The 20,427-nt window shown below is 68.5% G+C and carries 21 protein-coding genes and 1 tRNA gene; 6 read left to right on the top strand and 16 right to left on the bottom strand.

Annotated features, from left to right (window positions below):
• Positions 1 to 192: 192 nt before the first annotated feature.
• From B5F79_RS08140 to B5F79_RS08200, 13 genes are all read right to left on the bottom strand, one after another.
• A complete protein-coding gene (locus B5F79_RS08140) occupies positions 193 to 1,800 on the bottom strand; it encodes a ClC family H(+)/Cl(-) exchange transporter (protein WP_087220002.1) in 1,608 nt (535 codons plus the stop codon).
• A gap of 19 nt (positions 1,801 to 1,819) precedes the next feature.
• On the bottom strand, positions 1,820 to 3,031 hold the full coding sequence (locus B5F79_RS08145) for a C40 family peptidase (protein ID WP_087220005.1): 1,212 nt from the start codon (positions 3,029 to 3,031) through the stop codon (positions 1,820 to 1,822).
• A gap of 99 nt (positions 3,032 to 3,130) precedes the next feature.
• Complete coding sequence (locus tag B5F79_RS08150) at positions 3,131 to 3,667, bottom strand: adenine phosphoribosyltransferase (RefSeq protein WP_087220009.1); 537 nt, start codon at positions 3,665 to 3,667, stop codon at positions 3,131 to 3,133.
• A gap of 20 nt (positions 3,668 to 3,687) precedes the next feature.
• Positions 3,688 to 4,449, bottom strand: a complete 762-nt coding sequence (ftsR, locus tag B5F79_RS08155; protein ID WP_087220012.1) for a transcriptional regulator FtsR — start codon at positions 4,447 to 4,449, stop codon at positions 3,688 to 3,690.
• Between the two features lie 6 nt (positions 4,450 to 4,455).
• Positions 4,456 to 4,881, bottom strand: coding sequence for an FHA domain-containing protein (locus B5F79_RS08160; RefSeq protein ID WP_087220015.1), 426 nt, complete (start codon positions 4,879 to 4,881; stop codon positions 4,456 to 4,458).
• Between the two features lie 44 nt (positions 4,882 to 4,925).
• Positions 4,926 to 5,306 (bottom strand): RidA family protein, encoded by a 381-nt coding sequence (locus B5F79_RS08165; protein ID WP_087220018.1) that lies wholly within the window; start codon positions 5,304 to 5,306, stop codon positions 4,926 to 4,928.
• Positions 5,307 to 5,343: 37 nt separating this feature from the next.
• The gene (locus B5F79_RS08170) at positions 5,344 to 6,195 is read right to left on the bottom strand and encodes a hypothetical protein (RefSeq protein ID WP_087220021.1); all 852 of its coding nucleotides are present in this window, start codon (positions 6,193 to 6,195) and stop codon (positions 5,344 to 5,346) included.
• On the bottom strand, positions 6,185 to 6,922 hold the full coding sequence (locus tag B5F79_RS08175) for a CDP-alcohol phosphatidyltransferase family protein (RefSeq protein WP_087220024.1): 738 nt from the start codon (positions 6,920 to 6,922) through the stop codon (positions 6,185 to 6,187). The genes B5F79_RS08170 and B5F79_RS08175 overlap by 11 nt, the downstream gene beginning before the upstream one ends.
• A 142-nt stretch (positions 6,923 to 7,064) precedes the next feature.
• Positions 7,065 to 8,237, bottom strand: a complete 1,173-nt coding sequence (locus B5F79_RS08180; protein ID WP_087220027.1) for a phosphoglycerate dehydrogenase — start codon at positions 8,235 to 8,237, stop codon at positions 7,065 to 7,067.
• 76 nt (positions 8,238 to 8,313) lie between these two features.
• Complete coding sequence (gene serC / locus B5F79_RS08185) at positions 8,314 to 9,396, bottom strand: 3-phosphoserine/phosphohydroxythreonine transaminase (RefSeq protein ID WP_087220030.1); 1,083 nt, start codon at positions 9,394 to 9,396, stop codon at positions 8,314 to 8,316.
• 532 nt (positions 9,397 to 9,928) lie between these two features.
• Positions 9,929 to 10,005, bottom strand: a tRNA-Pro gene (locus B5F79_RS08190).
• An 86-nt stretch (positions 10,006 to 10,091) separates the two neighbouring features.
• Positions 10,092 to 10,982 carry a DUF3737 family protein gene (locus tag B5F79_RS08195; protein WP_087220033.1) on the bottom strand — a complete coding sequence of 297 codons (891 nt, stop codon included), beginning with the start codon at positions 10,980 to 10,982 and terminating at the stop codon, positions 10,092 to 10,094.
• A gap of 134 nt (positions 10,983 to 11,116) precedes the next feature.
• Positions 11,117 to 11,677, bottom strand: a complete 561-nt coding sequence (locus B5F79_RS08200) for a cysteine hydrolase family protein (protein ID WP_087220036.1) — start codon at positions 11,675 to 11,677, stop codon at positions 11,117 to 11,119.
• A 72-nt stretch (positions 11,678 to 11,749) separates the two neighbouring features.
• Here B5F79_RS08200 and B5F79_RS08205 point away from each other — a divergent pair, with 72 nt between their 5' ends.
• Both B5F79_RS08205 and bilS read left to right on the top strand, forming a co-directional pair.
• Complete coding sequence (locus B5F79_RS08205; RefSeq protein WP_087220039.1) at positions 11,750 to 12,064, top strand: MGMT family protein; 315 nt, start codon at positions 11,750 to 11,752, stop codon at positions 12,062 to 12,064.
• Between the two features lie 50 nt (positions 12,065 to 12,114).
• Complete coding sequence (gene bilS, locus B5F79_RS08210; RefSeq protein ID WP_087220042.1) at positions 12,115 to 12,588, top strand: flavodoxin family protein BilS; 474 nt, start codon at positions 12,115 to 12,117, stop codon at positions 12,586 to 12,588.
• Positions 12,589 to 12,625: 37 nt separating this feature from the next.
• Here the strand turns inward: bilS and B5F79_RS08215 are convergent, their stop codons facing one another.
• The 3 genes from B5F79_RS08215 to B5F79_RS08225 are packed head-to-tail and all read right to left on the bottom strand — an operon-like array spanning position 12,626 to position 15,779.
• Complete coding sequence (locus B5F79_RS08215; protein ID WP_087220045.1) at positions 12,626 to 13,015, bottom strand: DUF1667 domain-containing protein; 390 nt, start codon at positions 13,013 to 13,015, stop codon at positions 12,626 to 12,628.
• Positions 13,015 to 14,280 carry an NAD(P)/FAD-dependent oxidoreductase gene (locus B5F79_RS08220; RefSeq protein WP_087220084.1) on the bottom strand — a complete coding sequence of 422 codons (1,266 nt, stop codon included), beginning with the start codon at positions 14,278 to 14,280 and terminating at the stop codon, positions 13,015 to 13,017. Before B5F79_RS08220 ends, B5F79_RS08215 begins: the two co-directional genes overlap by 1 nt.
• Positions 14,277 to 15,779 carry an NAD(P)/FAD-dependent oxidoreductase gene (locus B5F79_RS08225; RefSeq protein ID WP_087220048.1) on the bottom strand — a complete coding sequence of 501 codons (1,503 nt, stop codon included), beginning with the start codon at positions 15,777 to 15,779 and terminating at the stop codon, positions 14,277 to 14,279. The genes B5F79_RS08220 and B5F79_RS08225 overlap by 4 nt, the downstream gene beginning before the upstream one ends.
• 540 nt (positions 15,780 to 16,319) lie before the next feature.
• Here B5F79_RS08225 and B5F79_RS08230 point away from each other — a divergent pair.
• The 4 genes from B5F79_RS08230 to B5F79_RS11240 all read left to right on the top strand — a co-directional run.
• Positions 16,320 to 17,846, top strand: coding sequence for an NAD(P)/FAD-dependent oxidoreductase (locus B5F79_RS08230; RefSeq protein ID WP_087220052.1), 1,527 nt, complete (start codon positions 16,320 to 16,322; stop codon positions 17,844 to 17,846).
• Positions 17,846 to 19,084, top strand: coding sequence for an NAD(P)/FAD-dependent oxidoreductase (locus B5F79_RS08235; RefSeq protein ID WP_087220055.1), 1,239 nt, complete (start codon positions 17,846 to 17,848; stop codon positions 19,082 to 19,084). Before B5F79_RS08230 ends, B5F79_RS08235 begins: the two co-directional genes overlap by 1 nt.
• Positions 19,078 to 19,440 carry a DUF1667 domain-containing protein gene (locus B5F79_RS08240; RefSeq protein ID WP_087220058.1) on the top strand — a complete coding sequence of 121 codons (363 nt, stop codon included), beginning with the start codon at positions 19,078 to 19,080 and terminating at the stop codon, positions 19,438 to 19,440. Before B5F79_RS08235 ends, B5F79_RS08240 begins: the two co-directional genes overlap by 7 nt.
• A 471-nt stretch (positions 19,441 to 19,911) precedes the next feature.
• Positions 19,912 to 20,427 (top strand): helix-turn-helix domain-containing protein (locus tag B5F79_RS11240; protein WP_241147286.1); only part of this gene is annotated, 516 nt, incomplete at its 3' end.

Genomic DNA, 20,427 nt, shown 5'->3' on the forward strand with positions numbered 1-20,427 from the left:
GGACGCATCGTCCAGGTGCTACGTCGCACCTGATGACCGCTGGGGCCCGTTTTGCCCGCACTTGATGCCCGCACTTATCAGTGCGGGACCGCTCTTGGGATTTCCCCTTGAGTGCGAGGGCGTTTGCGAGCGCAGGACGCTCTCCTATGCGGGGCCCGCCGGAGCGCGGCTCGCTCGACGGCGTTCGGGCGTCTAGCTGTCGCCTCGCACACGCTGCTCGGACATGAAGCTGAGCTTGAGGAGCGCGTCGTCGGCCGCCGTCTCGTCTGAGATCACGAGCAGCTCGTCGAGGGCCATGAGGCGCGTGTCCCCGGTGGGCAGTATCTGTGAGCCCGCACGCTCAATTGTGACCACGCGCACGCCATCCGGCCAGGGCACGTCACGCACGAGCATCCCCTCGAGCCTGCTCCCGGTGCCCACCCGCACGGTGTGGAGGCTCTTCTCGCCCCCGAGGCCGGACACGGCTGGGTCGTCCGTCGTGGTCCCCAGGAGCCTCGCGAGCAGATGCTCGTAGAAGGCGTCGGTGCGCGTGAGGCTCGACGTCACGTACGCCGCTATGGAGACGAGCGCCGCCGAGAGCAGCGCGTCGAAGGACCCGGTGAGCTCGAACACGAGTACGACGGCTGTCACGGGTGCGCGTACGACGCCCGAGAAGAGCCCCGCCACCCCAAGGGCCACGAAGTTGGGGAAGAACGCGGCATCAAGACCCACGGGCTCCCCCACCAGCCGCGCGAAGGCGCCTCCAACGAGCGCTCCCATCACGACCAGCGGAAACAGTGTTCCGCCGGGCGCTCCCGACCCAAAGCAGACGGTGGTGAAGATGTACTTGCCCGCCAGGAGCGCGAGGATGGTGGCAGTGGAGAGGCCCTCCGGAGAGAGGACGTGCTCGACTATGGCGTCGCCTCCGCACATGAGCGAGGGCCAGAGGAACGCTGCCGCCCACGCCAGGGCAAAGGGTGCCGCGAGGCGCGCGTACGGGAGATGGCTCCTCACGCGGGAGAAGAGGTCCTGGCAGATGAACATGCCGCGGTTGTGAAGCGCCCCGAGAAGGCCGCAGGCGATGCCGAGAAGACCCACGAGGAAGTAGCTCGCATGCGGGAGGTCCTGACCAAAGGCGAGCGCCAGCACGGGAGTGAGCCCGAGCACCTGAGAGGCTATGAGGTCGGAGACGATGGCGGAGCACATCACGGAGATGATGAGGGGCGCGGTGAACTCCTTGTGTATCTCCTCCAGCGTGAAGAGGACGCCGGTGAAGGGGGCGTGAAAGGCCGCGGACATGCCGGCCGCCGCGCCGCAGGTGACGAGCAGGCGCTCCTCTCCCCTGCCGCGACGTAGTGCCCGGGAGACCGCCTTGCCGGACATGCCACCCAGCTGGATGGAGGGGCCCTCGCGGCCGAGGGAGAGGCCGGAGAGCGCAAGCAGCGTCCCCTCGGCGAACTTCGCGGGCAGAACGCGGGCCCAGGGGGCGTCCATGCGCCCCGCGACCTCGGCGTCGACCTGTGGGATGCCGGAGCCTGACGTGGCGGGCTCCCAGAGGATGAGCCGGGACACGATCACGAGGACGAGCGCGAGGGCCGCAAGCCACAGGAGCGCGAGCAGGGGGCTGCCCGCGGCGGCACCGGTGAGCGACCTGAGGACGCGCTCGGCGCCGGAGAGGGCGGCCCGGTAGAGCGTGACCACGAGCCCACCTACGACGCCGACCAGGGCGCCCTCGAAGACAAGGCTCACCTGAAGGCTCCGGGAGAGCCTCCTCGTGACCTCTCCGCTCGACGCGCGCTGTTGGCGGGAGCTCTCTGCCATGGAAACCGCCTCTCGGGCCCTAGTAGTAGGACCCGCCGCCGATGAAGCTGTAGACGGAGGAGACCACCACGCCGACGCCGGGGCGAGAGGCGTGGACCATCGTCCCGCCGCCAAGGTAGATGCCAACGTGACCCGAGCTGGGGAACACGAGGTCGCCGTAGGAGAGCTCGTCCATGCTGGTCTTCCAGCGGCCTGCCCCCTGGAGCGACGAGATCATGGCGTAGGTGTCGCGGCCGAGCGCGTAGCCGTAGCTGTAGCACACGAGGCCCGAGCAGTCGAAGGCGTCAGGGCCGGCGGAGCCGTAGCCGTAGGGCTTTCCAACCTGGGCGAGCGCGGTGGAGACGCCGCCGCCCGCAGGCGCGGAGGGCTGGCTAGGCTCAGGTTCGGGCTCAGGTTGAGGTTCAGGCTGAGGCTCGGGCTCGGGTTGAGGGTCGGGCGCGGGCTCCGGAGCCTGCTCCACGGGCGGGGTAGGCTGGCCTCCGTCCTGCTCGTCCTGCGCTCCGTCATCGGACGGGGCTTGGTCGGGGGCCTGGTTTGACCCGGAAGCGTCCTGAGAGGGCTGCTGTCCGACGAGCGCGTCCTGCGCCTGGTCGGTCTCCACGGCCTCGACCGCGGCGATGACGTTTGCGCTTCCCTGCTCCGTCACGGCGGCGCGCGTCTCCTCGTCGAGGGACTCGTAGAGGCTGCGGGCCTCGCCGACCTGGGACTCGTAGGCGGAGACCCGCTCGCGCAGGGCGGCCACGAGCTCCTCCTGCGCGGCCTGGCGCTCCTCGAGCTCGGCCATCTCCCGTTCGAGCTGCTCGGCGAGCGCGCGGACGCCCTGGATGGCGTCGGCCTTCTGCTTGGCGATCTTGTCGAGGTAGTAGACGCGGCTGACGACCTCGTCAGCGCTCGTGGAGCCGAGCACGAACTCAAGGAGCGACGTGGAGCCGGACTTGTACGTGCTCCTCATCTCGGAGCCGAGCTGCGCCTGGCGCTCGCCGAGCTCCGCGCGCGTGTCGTCAATCTGGGCGCTCTTCTCGGAGACGCCGTAGTCGGTCTCCTCGAGCTCGGTGACCGCCTCGGCAAGCTGCTGCTGGGTCTCCCCCAGCTGGCCCCCGAGCTCGTCGAGCCGCTGGGAGGCGGCATCGAGATCGCTGGGCTCGGCGATCGCGGCGGCGGGGGCCAGGGCGAGCGGGCCGGCCAGAAGGGCGGCGAGGCCCGCGGATATGACTCTGTTCCTGAGCTTCATGAACGAGGTCCTTTCGAAGGCAAACGCCCCCATTCTAGGACAAAGCCGCGGGGAGGTGCCCGCGGCTTCGCGTTTCGGTCTGTCGAGCGGCACGATGGCCTAGCTCACCTTCACCAGGGTGTAGACCTCCTTGCCCGGGCACTCGCGCCCCATGATGTCCCTGGGCTTGAGGAACTCGAGCTCGAGGATGAACGAGAAGCCCTCGATGGAGGCGCCGGACTGCTCCACGAGGCGCGCGGTGGCAACGGCGGTGCCGCCGGTGGCGATGAGGTCGTCGACTATGAGGACGCGGTCGCCGGGCGTGAGCGCGTCCTGGTGGATCTGCAGCTCGTCTGTGCCGTACTCGAGCTCGTAGCTCTGCGAGTAGACGGCGCGAGGGAGCTTTCCCGGCTTCCTGGCGGGCACGAAGCCGCATCCCAGGCGGTACGCCACGGGCACGCCCACGAGAAAGCCCCTCGCCTCGGCGCCCACGACCTTGGTCACGCCGCGCCCGGCAAAGTGGTCGGCTATCGCGTCGATCACGGCCCTGAGTGCCTCGGCGTCGTCGAAGAGCGGGGTGATGTCCTTGAAGATGACCCCGGGCTCGGGATAGTCCGGGATGTCGATGATGCGGCTCTCGAAGTCAAAGCTCGGCACGACGTGCCCCTCTCTCTTGCTCAGCGGGCGTCCTGGCGGCGCTCGCCGTCCTTCTCGGCAAACGGCTCCTTGATCCTGCGGGCTATGAGCTCGTCGCGCACGGCGTTGGTGAGCCCCAGCATGCGGGAGAAGGCCCGGTTGAACTGTTGGCGCGTCTCCTCGGTGGGAGCCATCTCCACGCCGCCGCCCTTGCGCGCGTAGACCACGAGCGCCTGCTCGAACATCGCGGACTCCCTGTTGGCGGCGATGACGTACTGCCTCAGGTTCTTGGGGCCTATCCCAAAGTGCCTGAGCTCGTCGCAGACGCGGATGAGCGGGAAGTCGCGCCCGTCCACGAGGTCGCGCCCGTGCGGGGACCTGGTGAGCGTGATGACGCCGGCCTCGGAGAGCTGCCGCACGAAGCTCACGGTGGTGCCCACGAGCTCGGGCATGCGGTCGATGGGATGGAGCTTGCCGGCCGTCTCCTCGTCGTCCGCGGGAAGCGTCACGGTCTCGGCTCGCCCGAGCGTGGCCTCGACCTCCGGCGCCTGCCCCGAGTCTGCGCGGTCGAGCTCCTCCTTGATGACGGAGAGGGGCAGGAAGCGGTTCTTCTGCAGGTAGAGGATGGTCTCCAGGCGACGGACGTCACGCTGGGAGTAGAGGCGGTAGCCGCTCGGCGTGCGCGAGGGGTTGAGGAGCCCCTCGTCCTGAAGGTAGCGCACCTTGGAGACCGAGAGGTCGGGGTAGGTCTGCTGGAGCTTCTTTACGACCTTGCCGATGGTGAGGTAGCCAGCGTCGGTCATCGCGCCCTAGGCCTCCGCGTCGATCCTGCGGGGTCGGGAGTTGGCGTGGTAGACCATGCGGAAGGTTCCGATCTGGATGGTGGAGCCGTCGCGCAGGCTGGCCTTGCTCACGATGGCGCCGTCGACCCAGGTACCGTTGAGCGAGCTGAGGTCCTCAATCGTGGCGAGCCCGAGCGAAACGTTGGAGAGGTCCATCTTCGCGTGGTGGCGCGAGACGGTCATGTCGTTGAGGAAGACGCTGTTCTTGGGGTCGCGCCCGAGGGTGATCTCGGGGGCGTCGAGCTCGAAGGTCTGGCCGATCTGCGGGCCCTTGACGATGGTGAGCGTGGGGCGCGCGGGCTTAGCGGCGCCCATGAGGTCGGGCACGGTGGAGTCCGCGGCGGGCATGCGGAAGATCTCGGTGGCGCCGGCGCCGGTGGTGTTGTTGGGCATGTCTCTCCCCTTCGTCGCTGTCTCTCAGACTACATTCTAGCGCTTCACCGGCATGCGACGCAGTCCATCTCAACGAGCGCTCCCATCGGAAGCTCCGAGACGCCCACGACGGCCCGGGCGGGCGCGGGCGAGGGGAAGCGGCGGGCGTAGACCTCGTTCATGGCCTCCATGTCCGAGAGGCTGGAGAGGTAGACCGTGGTCTGGGCAACGTCCGCGAGCGTGCAGCCCACCTCCCCCAGGATGGCCTCGATGATGTCTATCACGCGCTCGGTCTGACTGGTGATGCCACCGTCCACGAGCCGCTCGCCGTCGTCGGGCGAGACGGGAAGCTGGCCGGAGGCAAAGACGAGGCGTCCCGCCGTTGTTCCCTGGGAGTAGGGCCCGATGGCGTCCGGAGCCCCCTGGGCGTTGATGGAGTACTTCATCTCACTCTCCCTCCCGGGGCGTGGCCCCAGCGCTGTGTCAGGTCTCGAGGAGCCTCGCTCCAACGAAGTCGCTCCCCTCGCGCAGGACGCCCCAGCGCTCGAGCTCGGCGCGCGGCACGGAGACAGGTCCCTCGGCGGGGAGCGAGCTCGCCCACGGGCGCCCCTCGGCGAGCATCCGCCGTGCGGCGCACGTCCCCGCCGGAGCGACCTCGGTGAACGAGAGGAGGCTCCGCCAGATCACGCGGGCTCGCTGAGCGGGCACGAGCAACAGCCACGTCTTGGGACCGGGTCCCGGGACGCGCGTCACGAGCGCGGGTATGGCGTCAAGGTGGACGGCGCTGACCTCCCCCTCGCGGGGCAGGGCCTCGCCCGCGGTGCGGACGTAGTCCGAGAGCACGTCGCGCGAGCGCTCCCCCGAAAGCAGCAGCGGCACGAGCATCTCGCTCGCGTCCTCGACGGAGGTCTGCGCATAGGGGGCGTAGCCGTCCTGCTCCATGCTCGAGAGGAAGCCGAGCCAGGCAGTCAGGGCGGACCCTCGGGGCGTGGGGTCCAGGAGCACGTGCTCGTGGTCGCCCGAGCGCAGGGCCAGCGGGACGGAGAGGAGCCGGCCCTCCCCCGTGAGGACGGCCTCGAACGCCGCCTCGCCCACCGCAAGGGGGCGCCCCGCCGTCGCGGCGGAGAAGAGCGCCTGCGAGCTCGCGCCGGAGACGAGGAGGTAGGCGGTGCCGGTGAGGTCCGCGACGACGGCGCCGGGGAGCAGCTCCTCGAGGTTCTTCTCGCCGGCGTAGGCTATGACGAGGGGTCCCCCGGTGACGGCGGACTCCTCGAAGGACGCGCCGAGAAGAACGTGCTCCTCGTAGAGGACGCCGGTGGCCATGCTACTTCCCATTCCCGGCACCCCGCTCCTCTACGGCCTGGCGGCGGAGCCTCATGCCCTCCACGGTGTAGATGACGGCCGCGGTCGCGGAGAGGGCGACGCCGAGGTAGACGAAGAGGATGCCGAGGGCGGCGGGCTGGGAGTTGAGCCCCGGGAGCCACGCGACGTCCACGAGGCCGAGACCCGCGAGCCGCGGCAGCCCCAGGAGGAGGTCGCAGAAGCCGAACATGAGGGAGGCGGTGGCGGCCTTGCCGACGTAGGAGACGTCGACGGGCCTCCTGCGGTAGTGCTGCAGGACCATGCTGCCCACGGCGAGGTAGGCGTCACGGCCTATGACGAAGACGGGCACCCACAGCGGCAGGTCGCCCACGATGAGAAGGCCGATGACGCCCGTGAAGAGCAGGACGCGGTCCATGATGGGGTCCATGATCTTGCCGAGCCAGCTCACGGTCTGGGTCCTGCGGGCAACCTGCCCGTCAAGGAAGTCCGTGGTCGCCGCCACCACGTAGAAGACGAGGGCGAGCGTGCGGTGCTCGCCGCCGGCAAAGAGCACGAGGAAGGCAATGGTGAGCGCGAGCCTGCAGAACGTGATCGCGTTGGCGACGGTGAAGATCTGGGTGGAGGGGTTGCCGGAGGTGCCCACCGGGACGTCAGTCCGACCGGCGCGCTGGCGCTCGGCGGCATCGGCGTCGGCGATGCTCTTGATCTCCGACTTGATGTGATCGGTTCTCTCTGACACTGAAAAGCCCCTCGAGTGCTGGACGACGTACCTTCAACAGGTTACCCATCTTAACGGAAATCGAAACCTCACCCCTCTCGCCTTCACAAGACGGGGCCCGAGCGGACGCCCGGGCCCCGACGGGAGGATCTGCGCGCCTGCGCTACGGACGCTCGATGACGCGCACGCGGCGCACGCTGGGTATGCCCTCCACCTGCGCGCGGATGTCCGGTGAGACGTCGCCGGAGACCTCGATCAGGGTGTAGGCGTTGGATCCGCGGCTCTTGTTGGTCATGTTCTCGATGTTGAGGGACGAGGCGGCGATGGCGGCCGAGATCTGGCCGATCACGCCTTGGACGTTCTCGTGGAAGATGGCGATGCGCTCGTTGCCGGGCGCGAGCTCCCCCAGGTCCACCTGCCCGTAGTTGACGGAGTTCTTGATGTTGCCGTTCTCGAGATAGTCCTTGAGCTCGTTGGCGGCCATGACGGCGCAGTTGTCCTCCGCCTCGCCCGTGGAGGCGCCCAGGTGCGGCAGGACGATGGCGTTTCTCATGTTGGCGCTCGCGGGGTTGGCGAAGTCCGTGACGTAGCGGGCCACGCGCCCGTCGTCGAGGGCCTCGGCCAGCGCCTGCTCGTCCACGAGCGCGTCGCGGGCGAAGTTGAGCAGCACGGCGCCGCGCGGCATGCGGGCGATGGCCTCGGCGGAGATCATCCCGCGGGTAGAGTCCGTGGCGGGGACGTGAAGGGTCACGAAATCGCAGCGCGAGAGGAGGTCGCCCAGGTCCGTCACGTGCTCGATCCTGCGGTCGAGGCTCCATGCCGCGTTGATGGAGAGGTAGGGGTCGTACCCCATGACCTCGCAGCCGAGGTCGATGAGGGCGTTGGCCACCGCCGCGCCGATGGCGCCCAGGCCCACCACGCCCACTCGCTTGCCGGCGAGCTCGCACCCGCCGAACTGCTTCTTGGCCTTCTCAGCGCGCTTGGCGATCTCCGGGTCGTCGCTGTTCTCGGCCACCCACTCGGCGCCGCCGATGACGTCCCTGCAGGCGAGGAGCATGCCGCAGACCACGAGCTCCTTCACGGCGTTGGCGTTTGCCCCGGGCGTGTTGAAGACGACGACGCCCTCCTCCGCGCAGCGATCCACCGGAATGTTGTTCACTCCGGCTCCGGCGCGGGCAATGGCCAGAAGGTCGCGGCCGAGCTCCATCTCGTGGAGGTTGGCGCTCCTCACGAGAAGGGCGTCGGCCCCTTCCGGCTCGGCGACGAACTCGTACCCGGCGCCCAGGTGGTCGGTCCCCACCTTGGCGATGTTGTTGAGGCAGCAGATCTTGTACATCCTAATCCCTCCCGCTTGACAGATTGCTCAGGTCAAACTGTCAAGATTGACAGTTTGACCTGAGCAAATCGTCAAGCTACGCGCGGTGCGCGAGCTCGAAGTCCTTCATGAACGCCACGAGCGCCTCCACGCCGGCACGTGGCATGGCGTTGTAGATCGAGGCGCGCATGCCGCCCACGGAGCGGTGGCCCTTGAGGCTCACGAGGCCCGCCTTGGCGGCCTCGGCCACGAACTCGGCGTCCAGATCCTTGTTGCCGGTCACGAACGGCACGTTCATGAGCGAGCGGTCGCGTCGCTCCACCGGGGACGAGAAGAGCTCGGACTCGTCGAGGAAGTCGTAGAGAACGGCCGCCTTCTCGGCGTTGCGCCCCCCCATTGCCGCGAGCCCGCCGTTCTTCTCGATCCACCTGAAGACCTTGCCGCAGACGTAGATGCCCCAGCAGTTGGGCGTGTTGTAGAGCGAGCCGGCGTCGGCCTGGGTCCTGAGGCGAAGCATCGTGGGCACGCCGGGAAGGTCCTCGGGAATGAGGTCCTCGCGCACGATCACGATCTGCACGCCCGCGGGGCCCACGTTCTTCTGCACGCCGGCGTGGATGAGGCCGTAGCGCGAGACGTCGACGGGCTCGGAGAGGAACATCGAGCTCTGGTCCGCCACGAGGACGTGTCCCTTGGTGTTGGGGAGTTCCGGGAACTTGGTCCCGTAGATGGTGTTGTTCTCGCAGATGTAGAGATAGCTCGCGTCCTCGCGGATGGGCAGGTCGGAACAGTCCGGGATGTAGGAGAAGTTCTTGTCGGCGGAGCTTGCCACCGCGACGGCGTCGCCAAGGATCTGCGCCTCCTGGAAGGCCTTCTTGGCCCAGTTGCCGGTGATGACGTAGTCTGCCTTGCCGTTGAGGGCGAGGTTCATGAAGACCGTGGAGAAGAGCAGCGAGTCTCCGCCCTGCGTGAAGATGACCTTGTAGTTGTCCGGGATGCCCATGAGGCTGCGGAGGGTGGCCTCGGCGTCGTCGAGGATCTTCTGGAAGACGGAAGATCGGTGGCTCATCTCCATGACGCTCATGCCGCAGCCGGCGTAGTCGAGCATCTCGTCCGCGCACTCCCCGAGGACCTCCTCGGGCAGCACTGCGGGACCTGCGGAGAAGTTGTACACGCGTGACATGTCTTCCTCCTGTGTCTCGGCGCCTTCACGTGCGGCTCTCATCTTATGACGGCCGTGCGGGACGCCGAGCACCTGGCCACACGGCGTTTGCCGTGCCGAAACGCGCCCGACACACGCGGCCGGACGTCCGGAGCGTGTTGGGTGGTTGGCACCCCGCGCGGCATATGACGTTGTGAGATATGCGGTCAGGGCACGATATTCCGGGAAGGCGTTGCTGAAATATGGGTGAGGGCACGCGTCGGAGAGCTTGCCTCCCGTCAACATTCCCTAAAGTTGCGAAATCGAGGGCAAGGGCACAGCGTAAGACTTCACTTTCGGGTGGAGGAAGCCGAGATTCATGGCGTCTCGCAACCGAGGCGTGCCCTGAGTGCGAATGTCGCAACGCCGATTCGCGCAACCGTGCCCTGGCTGCAAATTCGACAACTTCGCTGACTAACGTGCAGGTCAGAGGGCCGAGTTATGGGACGATGTGGAATAGGCGCATAAAAACACAAAAGAGGCCACGGGACGTAGCCCGTGACCTCGAAATCTCTGGTCGGGTGGACTGGATTCGAACCAGCGACCCCTTGACCCCCAGTCAAGTGCGCTACCAAACTGCGCCACCACCCGGTCGTTGTGCGAGGAAGAACTATAGCATCCTTCTCGAGACGTGGCAAGCGAGAATTTCAGGCGCGCACAAGCGGGTCGGCTTTCCGTCATGCGCAGGTGCGCACCCCCGCGTTCTTCTCGCCCGCGAGCATTTCGCCCGTGACCTGGACCACGCCCGTGGCGCCCTCGATGTCGCGGATGATCTCGCCCGCGGCGGGCAGCGTGATGCGACTGCCGGCGAGCGGGTTCTTGACGCTGTCCACCGGCGTCGTGATGCTTGCCTGGACGTGGCTGCGCTCGAAGGCGAGATCGCAGCCGACCATCTGGCAGTTCACGAGGCGCAGGTCCCTGCAGTAGCAGAGCGGCTGCGTCCCCTGGATGAGGCAGTTCTCGAAGGTGAGGCCCTCGCTGTACCAGCCAAGGTACTCGCCGCGCACGATCGAGTTGCGCACGACGACGTTCTTCGCATGCCAGAAGGCGTCCTTGGTGTCGAGCTCACTGTCCTCGATCACGGCATCCTCGACGTACTGGAACGAGTACTTGCCCCTGAAGCGCACGTCGCGCAGGGCGAGGTCGGTCGCTCGCATCAGGAAGTACTCGCTCTCGGCCGTGCACGACTCCATCTGGATGCCGCGCGTCGACCAGCCGAACTCCGGGGACACGACGTCGCAGCCGCCCATCCGCACGTCCGCACACTCGCGCAGCGCCTTGATGCCGTGCAGGCGACTGTCCTCGATGGTCACGTCTTCGCTGTACCAGAGCGCCGCGCGGCAGAGCTCGGTCATCTCGACGTCTCGCAGCACGAGCCCGCGGTCGTGCCAGAACGGATAGCGGAGGTTCATGTATGAGCCCTCCACGATGACGCGCTCGCACTCCTTGAAGGCGCTCTCGCCGTCGGCCGGCCCGTCGAAGCGGCAGTTGCGCACGGTCACGTCTCGCGCGCCGTACAGGGCGCGCTCCTCGTCAAAGGTCCGGTTCTCGATGATCTTCTCGCTCATGGCATCCTCTCTGCGCGGGCAGAGGCCCGCCTCGCTTTGAGGAAAGCATATCACTTGATTGAGTTATTGGTGACATTTCGTCAACAATTCCAGAATCGGGCACACAAACTATGGAGTTGCCGCCAATCGGGCGTCTATGCGCGGAGCACGGCCTCCAGCTCTGCGACGGTCACGAGCTCGGAGCCGTAGCACTTCTCGCAGTGCTCGAGCGCACCCTCCTGCGTGCCGCAGAGGAAGGTCATCGTGGCGTCGGTCACCACCACGGAGGCGTAGCCGTTGAAGTAGGCGTCGGCCAGCGTGTGCAGCACGCAGATGTTGGTGTCCGCCCCCACGGCGATGACGGTCGTGACGCCCAGCTCGCGCAGGGTGAGGTCGAGGTCGGTCTGGAAGAAGCCGGAGTAGCGGCGCTTGGGGATCGTGATGTCGCCCGCTGCCTGCTCGATCTCCGGGAAGACGCGCATCTCGCCGGCGATGCCGTGCTCGCCCCAGAGCTCGAGCTCGCGGTCCAGGCCGCGAACGTGCGCGTCGTTGCAGTAGATGACGGGAATCCCTGCGTCGTGACAAGCCGCCACGGAGCGTGCGACGGCGGCGCGATAGGCGGCGGTGGCGGTATCCGGGTCGTAGAGCGAGTCGGCGCCCACGGCCTCGATGGCGTCGATGACGAGCAGGGCTGTCGCGTTCCTGTTGATGTCCATGGGTCCCCTCTCGGTCGTGCGTCGGGAGATGCGTCGTGCGTGGTAGCCTGAGCATAGCGGATTGGAGGAGCTGTGGAGGAGTCGTTCTTCGAGCGCGCCTGGGACGTCGTTCGTCAGATTCCGGAGGGGCGCGTGGCCAGCTACGGGCAGGTGGCGCACCTCATGGGGGCGCCTCGGTGCGCGCGTCAGGTGGGCTACGCCATGCACGGAAGCCCCGGGGTCGCCGGCGGGGTGCCGTGCCACCGTGTGGTCTTCGCTGACGGATCGCTCGCTCCGGGCTTTGCCTTTGGCGGCCCTGGCGAGCAGCGGCGCATGCTCGAGGCCGAGGGCGTGGGCTTTCTCCCCGGCGGGCGCGTGGACATGAGGAACTTTGCCTGGGAGGTTTAGGCGGCGAAAGTGGGGTACATAAGCGTCAGCCAACCGAAGGGAGACCAACTATGTCGTACGCCGTGATCTTAAGTTCAAAGACGGGAAACACCCAGAGGCTCGCCGACCGCGCCCGCGCCGAGCTGGGCGAGAAGAACGAGGTCGCAGACGTCGCGTCCGCGGACCTCGTGCTGGTGGGGTCCTGGACCGACAAGGGCGGCATGGACCCCGCGCTGGAGCCCCAGCTCGCCGTGCTCTCCGGCAAGCGCGTCTTCCTCTTTGGGACGTGCGGCTTCGGCGGGAGCCAGGCGTACTACGACCGCGTGCTCGACCGCTTTGCGGCGGCACTGCCCCAGGACGCACGGGTGGTCGGCCGCTTCATGTGCCAGGGGCAGATGCCGCCCGCCGTGCGCGAGCGCTACGTCAAGATGTCCGCCCAGGACCCGGCACGCTTTGAGCCGATGATCGAGAACTTCGACCGCGCGGTCGGGCACCCAGACGAGAAGGACCTCGAGGCCCTGGCTGCCGCCCTCCGTGCCTGCTGAAAGAGGACGTGCAAAAGTGCCTGTCCCCTTTGCACGGTCACCGGGTGCGGCTGGTGGCGACGACGTCGACGCCGGTTCCGGCCACGCCGCGGGCAACCACGTCGCCCATCTCCACGGGCGCCCGGGCGGTCACGCCTGCGAGCGCACGCACCACGTCCAGTACGGATGACTTGGGGACCTCGCGCGCGGTCTTCACCGCAACGCGGGCGCCGTCGCCGGCCCCCAGCACGGGCACCGTGGTCGTGACCGTGCGCACGGGGGACGTTACCTCGGCGCGCGCGTAGGAGTCACCGCGGGGGCACGCGTTGCCGGACACGGACTCGACCCCGCCTTCCGCTCCTAGGGCAACGCTGACCCGACACCCCCGCGGGCAGCGGATGCACGTGAGCACGCGCTCGTTCTTCTCGCCCACACTGCTAACGCCCATCATGCCTCCAGCCCTATCGTTATGGTGCCGGGGTCGCCCTGGCCGAGAAGGACCTCGCGCCGCAGCGTCACCTGCTCCATCTCCCCCGGCACGAGGATGTCGCGTCGCCGGCGCGCCACGACCTCGCGACCCGCCCGTGCCACGAGCGACCGCCGCTCGTAGACGTCGTCCACGCGCAGGCGCACGACCAGCTCCTCGGGCATGCACGCGACGTCCAGCAGCTGCGGCACCACGTAGCGCACCCCGGTCCCAGGAAGCAGCGGCACGAGCTGCCGCTCCCCGCGCGCGCCGTCCGCCCAGGCGCCGGCACACTCCCCCGCACGCTCGGCCTCCTGGGTCACGTAGTCCACGAGGTCATGCACGTGCAGGACGTTCCCGCAGGCAAAGACGCCTGGGACGCTCGTCATGAGGGAGTCGTCCACCACGGGGCCGCGCGTGGCGGCGGAGAGCTCCGCGCCCGCAGCGCGCGAGAGCTCGTTCTCCGGCAGCAGGCCCACCGAGAGCAGCAGCGTGTCGCAGGGGTAGAGCACGCCGGACCCCGGGATCGGCAGCCCGGCGTCGTCCACGCGCGAGACCTCGACGGCCTCCACGCGCCGGCGCCCCTCCACGCGCGTCACCGTGTGCGAGAGCAGGAGCGGGATCCCAAAGTCGTCAAGGCACTGGACCACGTTGCGCTTGAGGCCGCTCGAGTAGGGCATGAGCTCGGCCACGCATGACACGTGCGCGCCCTCCAGCGTGAGCCGGCGCGCCATGATGAGCCCGATGTCGCCGGAGCCCAGGATCACGACCTCGCGCCCCGGCAGGAGACCCTCTCGGTTGACCATCCGCTGGGCGCAGCCGGCGGTGTAGACCCCAGCTGGGCGAAAGCCGGGAATCCCCAGCGCGCCCGCGGGCCGCTCCCGGCAGCCCATGGCAAGCACCACGGCGCCCGCCCCCGCGGACTCGACGCCGCGCGCGGGGCTCACCCAGGTGACGCGCGGCCCGTCCGAGCCGGATGAGACGTCCAGGACCATGCTGTCAAGGAGCACCTCGACGCCGGCCCCGCGCGCCGCGTCCACATAACGCGCCGCGTACTCCGGCCCCGTGAGCTCCTCACCAAAGGTGACAAGCCCAAAGCCGCTGTGCACGCACTGGTTGAGTATGCCGCCGAGCTCTCGGTCGCGCTCGAGGAGAAGGACGGAGCGCCGGCCTCCCCCACGCGCTGACGTAGCCGCCGCGAGCCCCGCCGGACCTCCGCCCACCACGATGACGTCATAGCGTCTCATCGTGCCACCTCCCCCGCGGCCGCGGCCCATGCGTCCTTCACGCGGCCTGCGGCGAGCTCGCTCCCCGGGCCTGCCAGCGTGACCGTGCGCAGGTCGACCCCCAGCTCGCGCGCGAGGATCTGCGCCACGCGCGGCGAGCAGAACCCGCCCTGGCAGCGGCCCATGCCGGCCTCCACGCGCCTCTTGACGCCGTCGAGCGAGCGTGCGCCCAGAGGTCGCCGGATGGCGTCCTCAACCTGGCCCTCCGTCACCGTGCGGCAGCGGCAGACCACGCGCCCATAGGCTGGGCGCTGGGCCACGAGGGCGGACCACTCCTCCGGCCCGAGGCGCGCGACGTCGGGGACGGGTCCGGGGCGCGGGAGCAGCCCGTCCTTCTCCGCGGGTCCGCCCAGGAGCTCGCAGACGATGCCCGCCACCATGCGACCGATCGCGGGCGCGACCGAGAGCCCAGGGGACTCGATGGCCGCGCAGTCCACGAAGCCCGGCGCGCCAGGGACCTCGCCTATGACGAAGTCGTGCCCCGGCTGGTGGGCGCGCAGCCCCGCGAAGGTACGGATGCGCTCGGAGAAGGGCACGCCGCGCACCGTGAGCGCCGCCTTGTGCACGACCTCCGCGAGGCCGTCCGCCGTGGTGTCGACGCCGAGCTTGTCGTCGATGTCCTCGGCCGTGGGCCCCACGAGCAGGTTGCCGCCGGTGGTGGGCGTGACGAGCACGCCCTTTCCAAGTCGCGTGGGCAGCGCGAAGACCGTGTGCCGCACGTGAGCGCCCGCGGTGACGTCAAGCACGTGGTACTGGCCGCGGCGCGGCGCTACCTCCAGGCGGTCGTCGGGCGCGCAGACGAGGTTGTGCAACTCGTCCGCGTGCACGCCCGCGGCGTTGACCACCACGCGGGCGTGCACGGGGCCGGCCGCGGTCGCAAGCTCCCAGAGCCCGTCCGGCACGCGTGTGACGCCGCTCACGGGCGAGAGGAACCTGAACTCGACGCCGTTCACGGCGGCCGTCTCCGCCAGAGCAAGGGTGAGCTGGAAGGGGTTCACGATCGCGCCGGTTGGCGCCCAGAGCGCGGCCACGGCGGCTTCGGACACGTTGGGCTCGAGCGCCCGCAGCTCGTCTCGCTCGACGATGCGCAGGTCGGTGACGCCGTTCGCGCGGCCGCGGGCGAGAAGGGCCTCGAGCCCGTCCCGCTCCGCCTCGTCCGTGCACACCACGAGCGACCCTATGCGCTCGTAGTCCACGGAGAGCTCCTCGCAGAGCGTCCCCATGAGGTTTGACCCCTCCACGTTGAGGCGTGCCATGAGCGTGCCGGTGGCGGCGTCGAACCCGGCGTGCACGATCGCGGAGTTTGCCTTGGACGTGCCGCAGCAGACGTCCTCCTCGGCCTCGAGCACGCATGCGCTCATGTGGTATCGCGAGAGCTCGCGCGCGATTGCGCAGCCCGAGACCCCCGCGCCAACGATGACGACGTCGTAGCAGTTTTCGCCCGCGGCCGCCCGAGTCATGCCTCTCCCCTTTCGCCGTTACGGACATCGTTCCCGCCCGCGGGCGGCCTCAGACACGCGTGGCGGCAAAAGGTCACGTGGTTTCTGTCCGGGAGCAGTGGACTGCAAGGAGGGAAATTATCTAGGACTATAACTAAATAACCCGGGAGCACGCTTCGATTTCCGCGCCTCATTTGTAGGGTACTTTCTGAGCTTCGGTCGAGGTACACCGAAAATGAGACACTTCGTCTAGCTGGGAAAATTCGACAATTCGTTTTCGGTGTATCGGGGGAGCTCCCCAGGAAATACCCTACAAATGACAACGCGCGAGACGCGCCAGGATAGCCGTGCGGCTTGTAGCGGCTCAGACTCTGACAACATCTATATCTCGCCAAATTAGGCTGACGCTGCGCCCGACAGAAGACGGCCGCTGCTTCCCGACAAACTATCCTGGCACCTCCGTCAGATGCAAAAGACTGTCCCGGGTACCAGATACAGCGCATGCCCCGCTACGTAGCATGTGATTCAACGGTTTCCCGGAACACAGGAGGAGGGATTGGCATGGAGAGGGAGCAGTGGGACGTCGTCGTCATTGGCGCGGGCGTCGTGGGCTCGGCCGTTGCCCGCGAGCTAACCCGCTACCAGCTGCGCGTTGCCGTCCTTGAGAAGGAGCTGGACGTGGCGTGCGGCAACAGCAGTCGCAACACCGGCATGCTGCATGCGGGCTTCACGTACAAGCCCGGCTCGCTCAAGGCGGAGTGCGCCGTCGAGGGCAACAGGGAGTTCGACCAGGTGGCCGCCGAGCTTGGGGTGCCCTTCAAGCGCACCGGCAAGCTCGTGGTGGGCTTCACCGAGCACGACCGAGAGAACATCCTCAAGTTCAAGGCCATCGGCGAGAAGAACGGCGTCGAGGGCATGCGCATGATCGACAAGGAGGAGATCGAGCGCATCGAGCCGCACGCCGGCGGCGAGTTCGCCATGTACGTGCCGTCCTCGGGCATCCTCGACCCCATGGCCTATACCATCGCGCTCGCGGACAACGCGGCGCAGAACGGGGCGACCTTCCTCTTTGACCACCGCGTGACCGGTATCGCGCGCGACGCGGAGAGCGACGCCTACGTCATCTCCACCTCGCAGGGCGAGGTCCGCACCAAGTGGGTCGTCAACTGCGCCGGCGCCTACGCGAGCGAGGTCTCCGAGATGCTGGGCTACCCCAACTACCCGGTGCGCGGCTTCAAGGGCGAGTACTTCGTGCTGGACAAGAAGGCCGGCGCCTACCTCAAGACGCCCGTCTACCCCGCACCCAACGACAAGGGCGGCTTCTCCACCCACGCCACGCCCACCGTTGACGGCAACATCCTCGTGGGCCCGGACTCCTACGTTACGGAGGGCTGGGAGGACTACAAGTGCACCAAGGAGCACCTCGACGGCCTCATCCGCGACGGCTCCAAGATGTTCGAGCAGATGCGTCGCGAGTTCTTCATCCGCAACTTCGCCGGCATCCGCTGGAAGCGCGTTGACGAGGAGGGCAACGTCCTCGACTTCAAGCTCGAGAGCGACCAGCAGGGCCACCCCAACACCGTGAACCTCGTGGGCATCGAGTCCCCGGGCGTGACCTGCGCGCTCCCGCTCGCCCGTCGCGCCGTGGCGCTCCTCGTGGCCGTGGAGGCACCCCAGAAGAACGCGGACTTCGACCCCGTGCGCCCCGCGCCCAAGCGCTTCTACGACATGACGCGCGAGGAGCAGGCCGCAGCCATCGCCGCCGACCCCGAGTACGGCGAGATCGTCTGCCGCTGCGAGACCGTGACGCGCGCGGAGATCCGCCGCGCCATCCACAACCCCCTGGGCGTTCACACCGTGACCGGCATCAAGAACCGCACGCGCGCCACGATGGGTCGCTGCCAGGGCGGCTACTGCGAGACCCGCATCACCGAGATGATCGAGCAGGAGCTGGGCGTGAGGCCCGAGGACGTGCGCTTCAACCGTGCGGGCTCCTACATGTTCACCGGCCCCGTCAGGGGCGACGCCGCGACCGCCGGCGCCACGAAGGCGCCCGCCGAGGCACCCGAAGGGAGCGTGAGCGCGTAATGAAGCACGTAGACGCCATAATCGTGGGCGGCGGCCCCGCCGGCCTGGCCGCGGCGATCGAGCTCCGCAAGAAAGGCGTGGAGGACATACTCGTCCTCGAGCGCGAGAAGCGCCCCGGCGGCATCCTGCGCCAGTGCATCCACGACGGCTTTGGCCTCACCCGCTTTGGCGAGACGCTCTCCGGTCCCGAGTACGCCGCGCGCTTCGTCCGCGAGGCCGAGGAGCTGGGCATCCCCTGCCTCTGCGACACAACGGTCCTCGAGGTCACGCCGGACCGCCACGTCTTTGCCTCCTCCTCCGAGCACGGCATGATGGAGTTCGAGGCGGGCGCCGTCATCCTGGCCATGGGATGCCGCGAGCGCACCCGCGGCGCCATCTCCATCCCCGGCACGCGCCCGGCGGGCGTCTACACCGCCGGCGTGGCGCAGTCCTACATCAACCTCAAGAACAAGATGGTCGGCCGCCGCGTGATCATCCTCGGCTCCGGCGACATCGGCATGATCATGGCGCGCCGCATGACGCTCGAGGGCGCGGAGGTGCTCGGCGTCTTCGAGGTGCAGCCCTACGCGAGCGGCCTTCCCCGCAACGTGGAGCAGTGCCTGAACGACTACAACATCCCGCTCTCCCTCTCCCACACCGTGACGGACATCCGCGGCACGGACCGCCTGGAGAGCGTCGTGATCTCCCAGGTGGACGACCACATGCAGCCCATCCCCGGCACCGAGGTCGAGTACGAGTGCGACACGCTCATCCTCTCCGTGGGCCTCATCCCCGAGAACGAGCTCACCTGGATGGCGGGCGCCGAGAAGGACCCCGGCACGAGCGGCCCCGCCGTTGACGAGAGCTACCAGACCACGGTCCCCGGCGTCTTCGCGGCCGGCAACGTCCTTCACGTGCACGACCTCGTCGACTTCGTCTCCCTCGAGGCCGAGGCGCTGGCTGACGGCGCGCCGCGCTTCCTCGCCGAGGGCGGCCTCCCCGAGTGCCCGCTCGCCGTGCGCGGCAACGAGCTCGTGGGCGGCCTCACGCCGGCCCGCGTGAGCGGCACCTCGGACGTCACGGTGAGCTTCCGCGTGCGCAGACCGCTGCGCGACTGCACCGTGGAGGTACGCCAGGGCGACACCGTCATCAGGCGCCGCCGCATGGCCAAGGCCCTCCCCGCGGAGATGGTCCAGATCAAAATCGCGGCCGACAAGCTCAACACCACCGACGACCTGGAGGTGACGGTGACATGCTAAGGGAGTTCACCTGCATCATGTGCCCGCAGGGGTGCGACATCAAGGTCGAGCTGGAGGACGGCGTCATCAAGAGCGTCACCGGCAACACCTGCCTCAAGGGCGAGGCCTACGTCACCCAGGAGATCCAAAACCCCATGCGCAACATCGCGTCCTCGATCCTCGTGGACGGCGGCGAGCTGCCGCTCGCGAGCGTGCGCCTCTCCGGGGTCATCCCCAAGGACCGCATCTTCGACGTCATGGCGGAGATCCGCAAGGTTGAGCTCCCCGCTCCCGTGCACGAGGGTGACGTCGCGATCGCCGACGTGCTCGGTCTCGGCGTCGACGTGATCGTCACCAAGGACGTCGAGGCCGCGTAGCGAGGTCATTCTCGCCCGACGGCGGAAGGTCCGCCCCTGTCGCTGTCTCGGGACCGCGGGACCCCCGCCGCAGAGCGCGTCTTCCTGTCCGGCCCCCGCCCCAACGGTTCAGATACCGTCGGGGCGGGGGCCGCGGTTTTGACGTTGCGCTTTCGGGGGCCAGGGCACGAGGACGCCTAGGAGCGTTTCGGAATGTGGAGGGAGGGCAGCTCCTCCGGCGATTCGTGATGAGCGGCTGTCCGGGCTGGACGGCGCGACCAGCGGTTTCTTCGTAGCCAAGCTTCGCCTTTCCTCACAGGACCCCGCTCGATGGCCCGAATGCGTGCCCTATCCCTAGATTTCGCAACTCGAATTCCCCGAATCGTGCCCTAGCCAGCAAAGGCACAACGCGGCTGCTTGCCGCCGGCGGAAGTGTTCGCCTTCCCGAAACGCTCCTCTGGTAAGCTGCTCCCATCGAATGAGGAGGTCGTCGTGGAGTTCATCACCGTGGGAGAGGCCGCGCGCCGCTGGGGCGTCACCGAGCGCCGCGTCCAGACCTACTGTGCGGAGGGCCGCGTCCCGGGCGCGGAGCGCTTCGGGCGCGCGTGGCGCATCCCCGCGGGATCCGTCAAGCCCGATGACCCGCGGCGCCTCCGGAGGGACCCGCGCAACGACGTCGCCCCCTCACTCCCCCGCGGCGGGTGCGGCGCCCTCATGCCGCTCATGGGCTCGCCCTTCCCGCCCGGCCATGCGCGCGAGTACGCCGCGTCCCTGGACCCCGGCCTCCGCCGCGACGTCGCCCTCGCCGAGCTCGCTTACTTTACCGGCGACGCCGCCGAGGCCGCGCGCCTCGCGCGCCCGCTGCTCCAGGCCACGGACGGCGCCGCGCGACTTTCCGCCTGTCTGATCTTCTCGTACGCGAGCCTCGCCCTCGGCCGCATCAACGACGCCCGGGCCACGCTCGCCCGAGCACGTGGCGCCCTCGACGAAAAAACCGTCGGGGGGGGG

It is taken from the genome of Olsenella sp. An285 (genome assembly GCF_002159625.1).
In the GTDB taxonomy this organism is placed as follows: Bacteria; Actinomycetota; Coriobacteriia; order Coriobacteriales; family Atopobiaceae; genus Thermophilibacter; species Thermophilibacter avicola.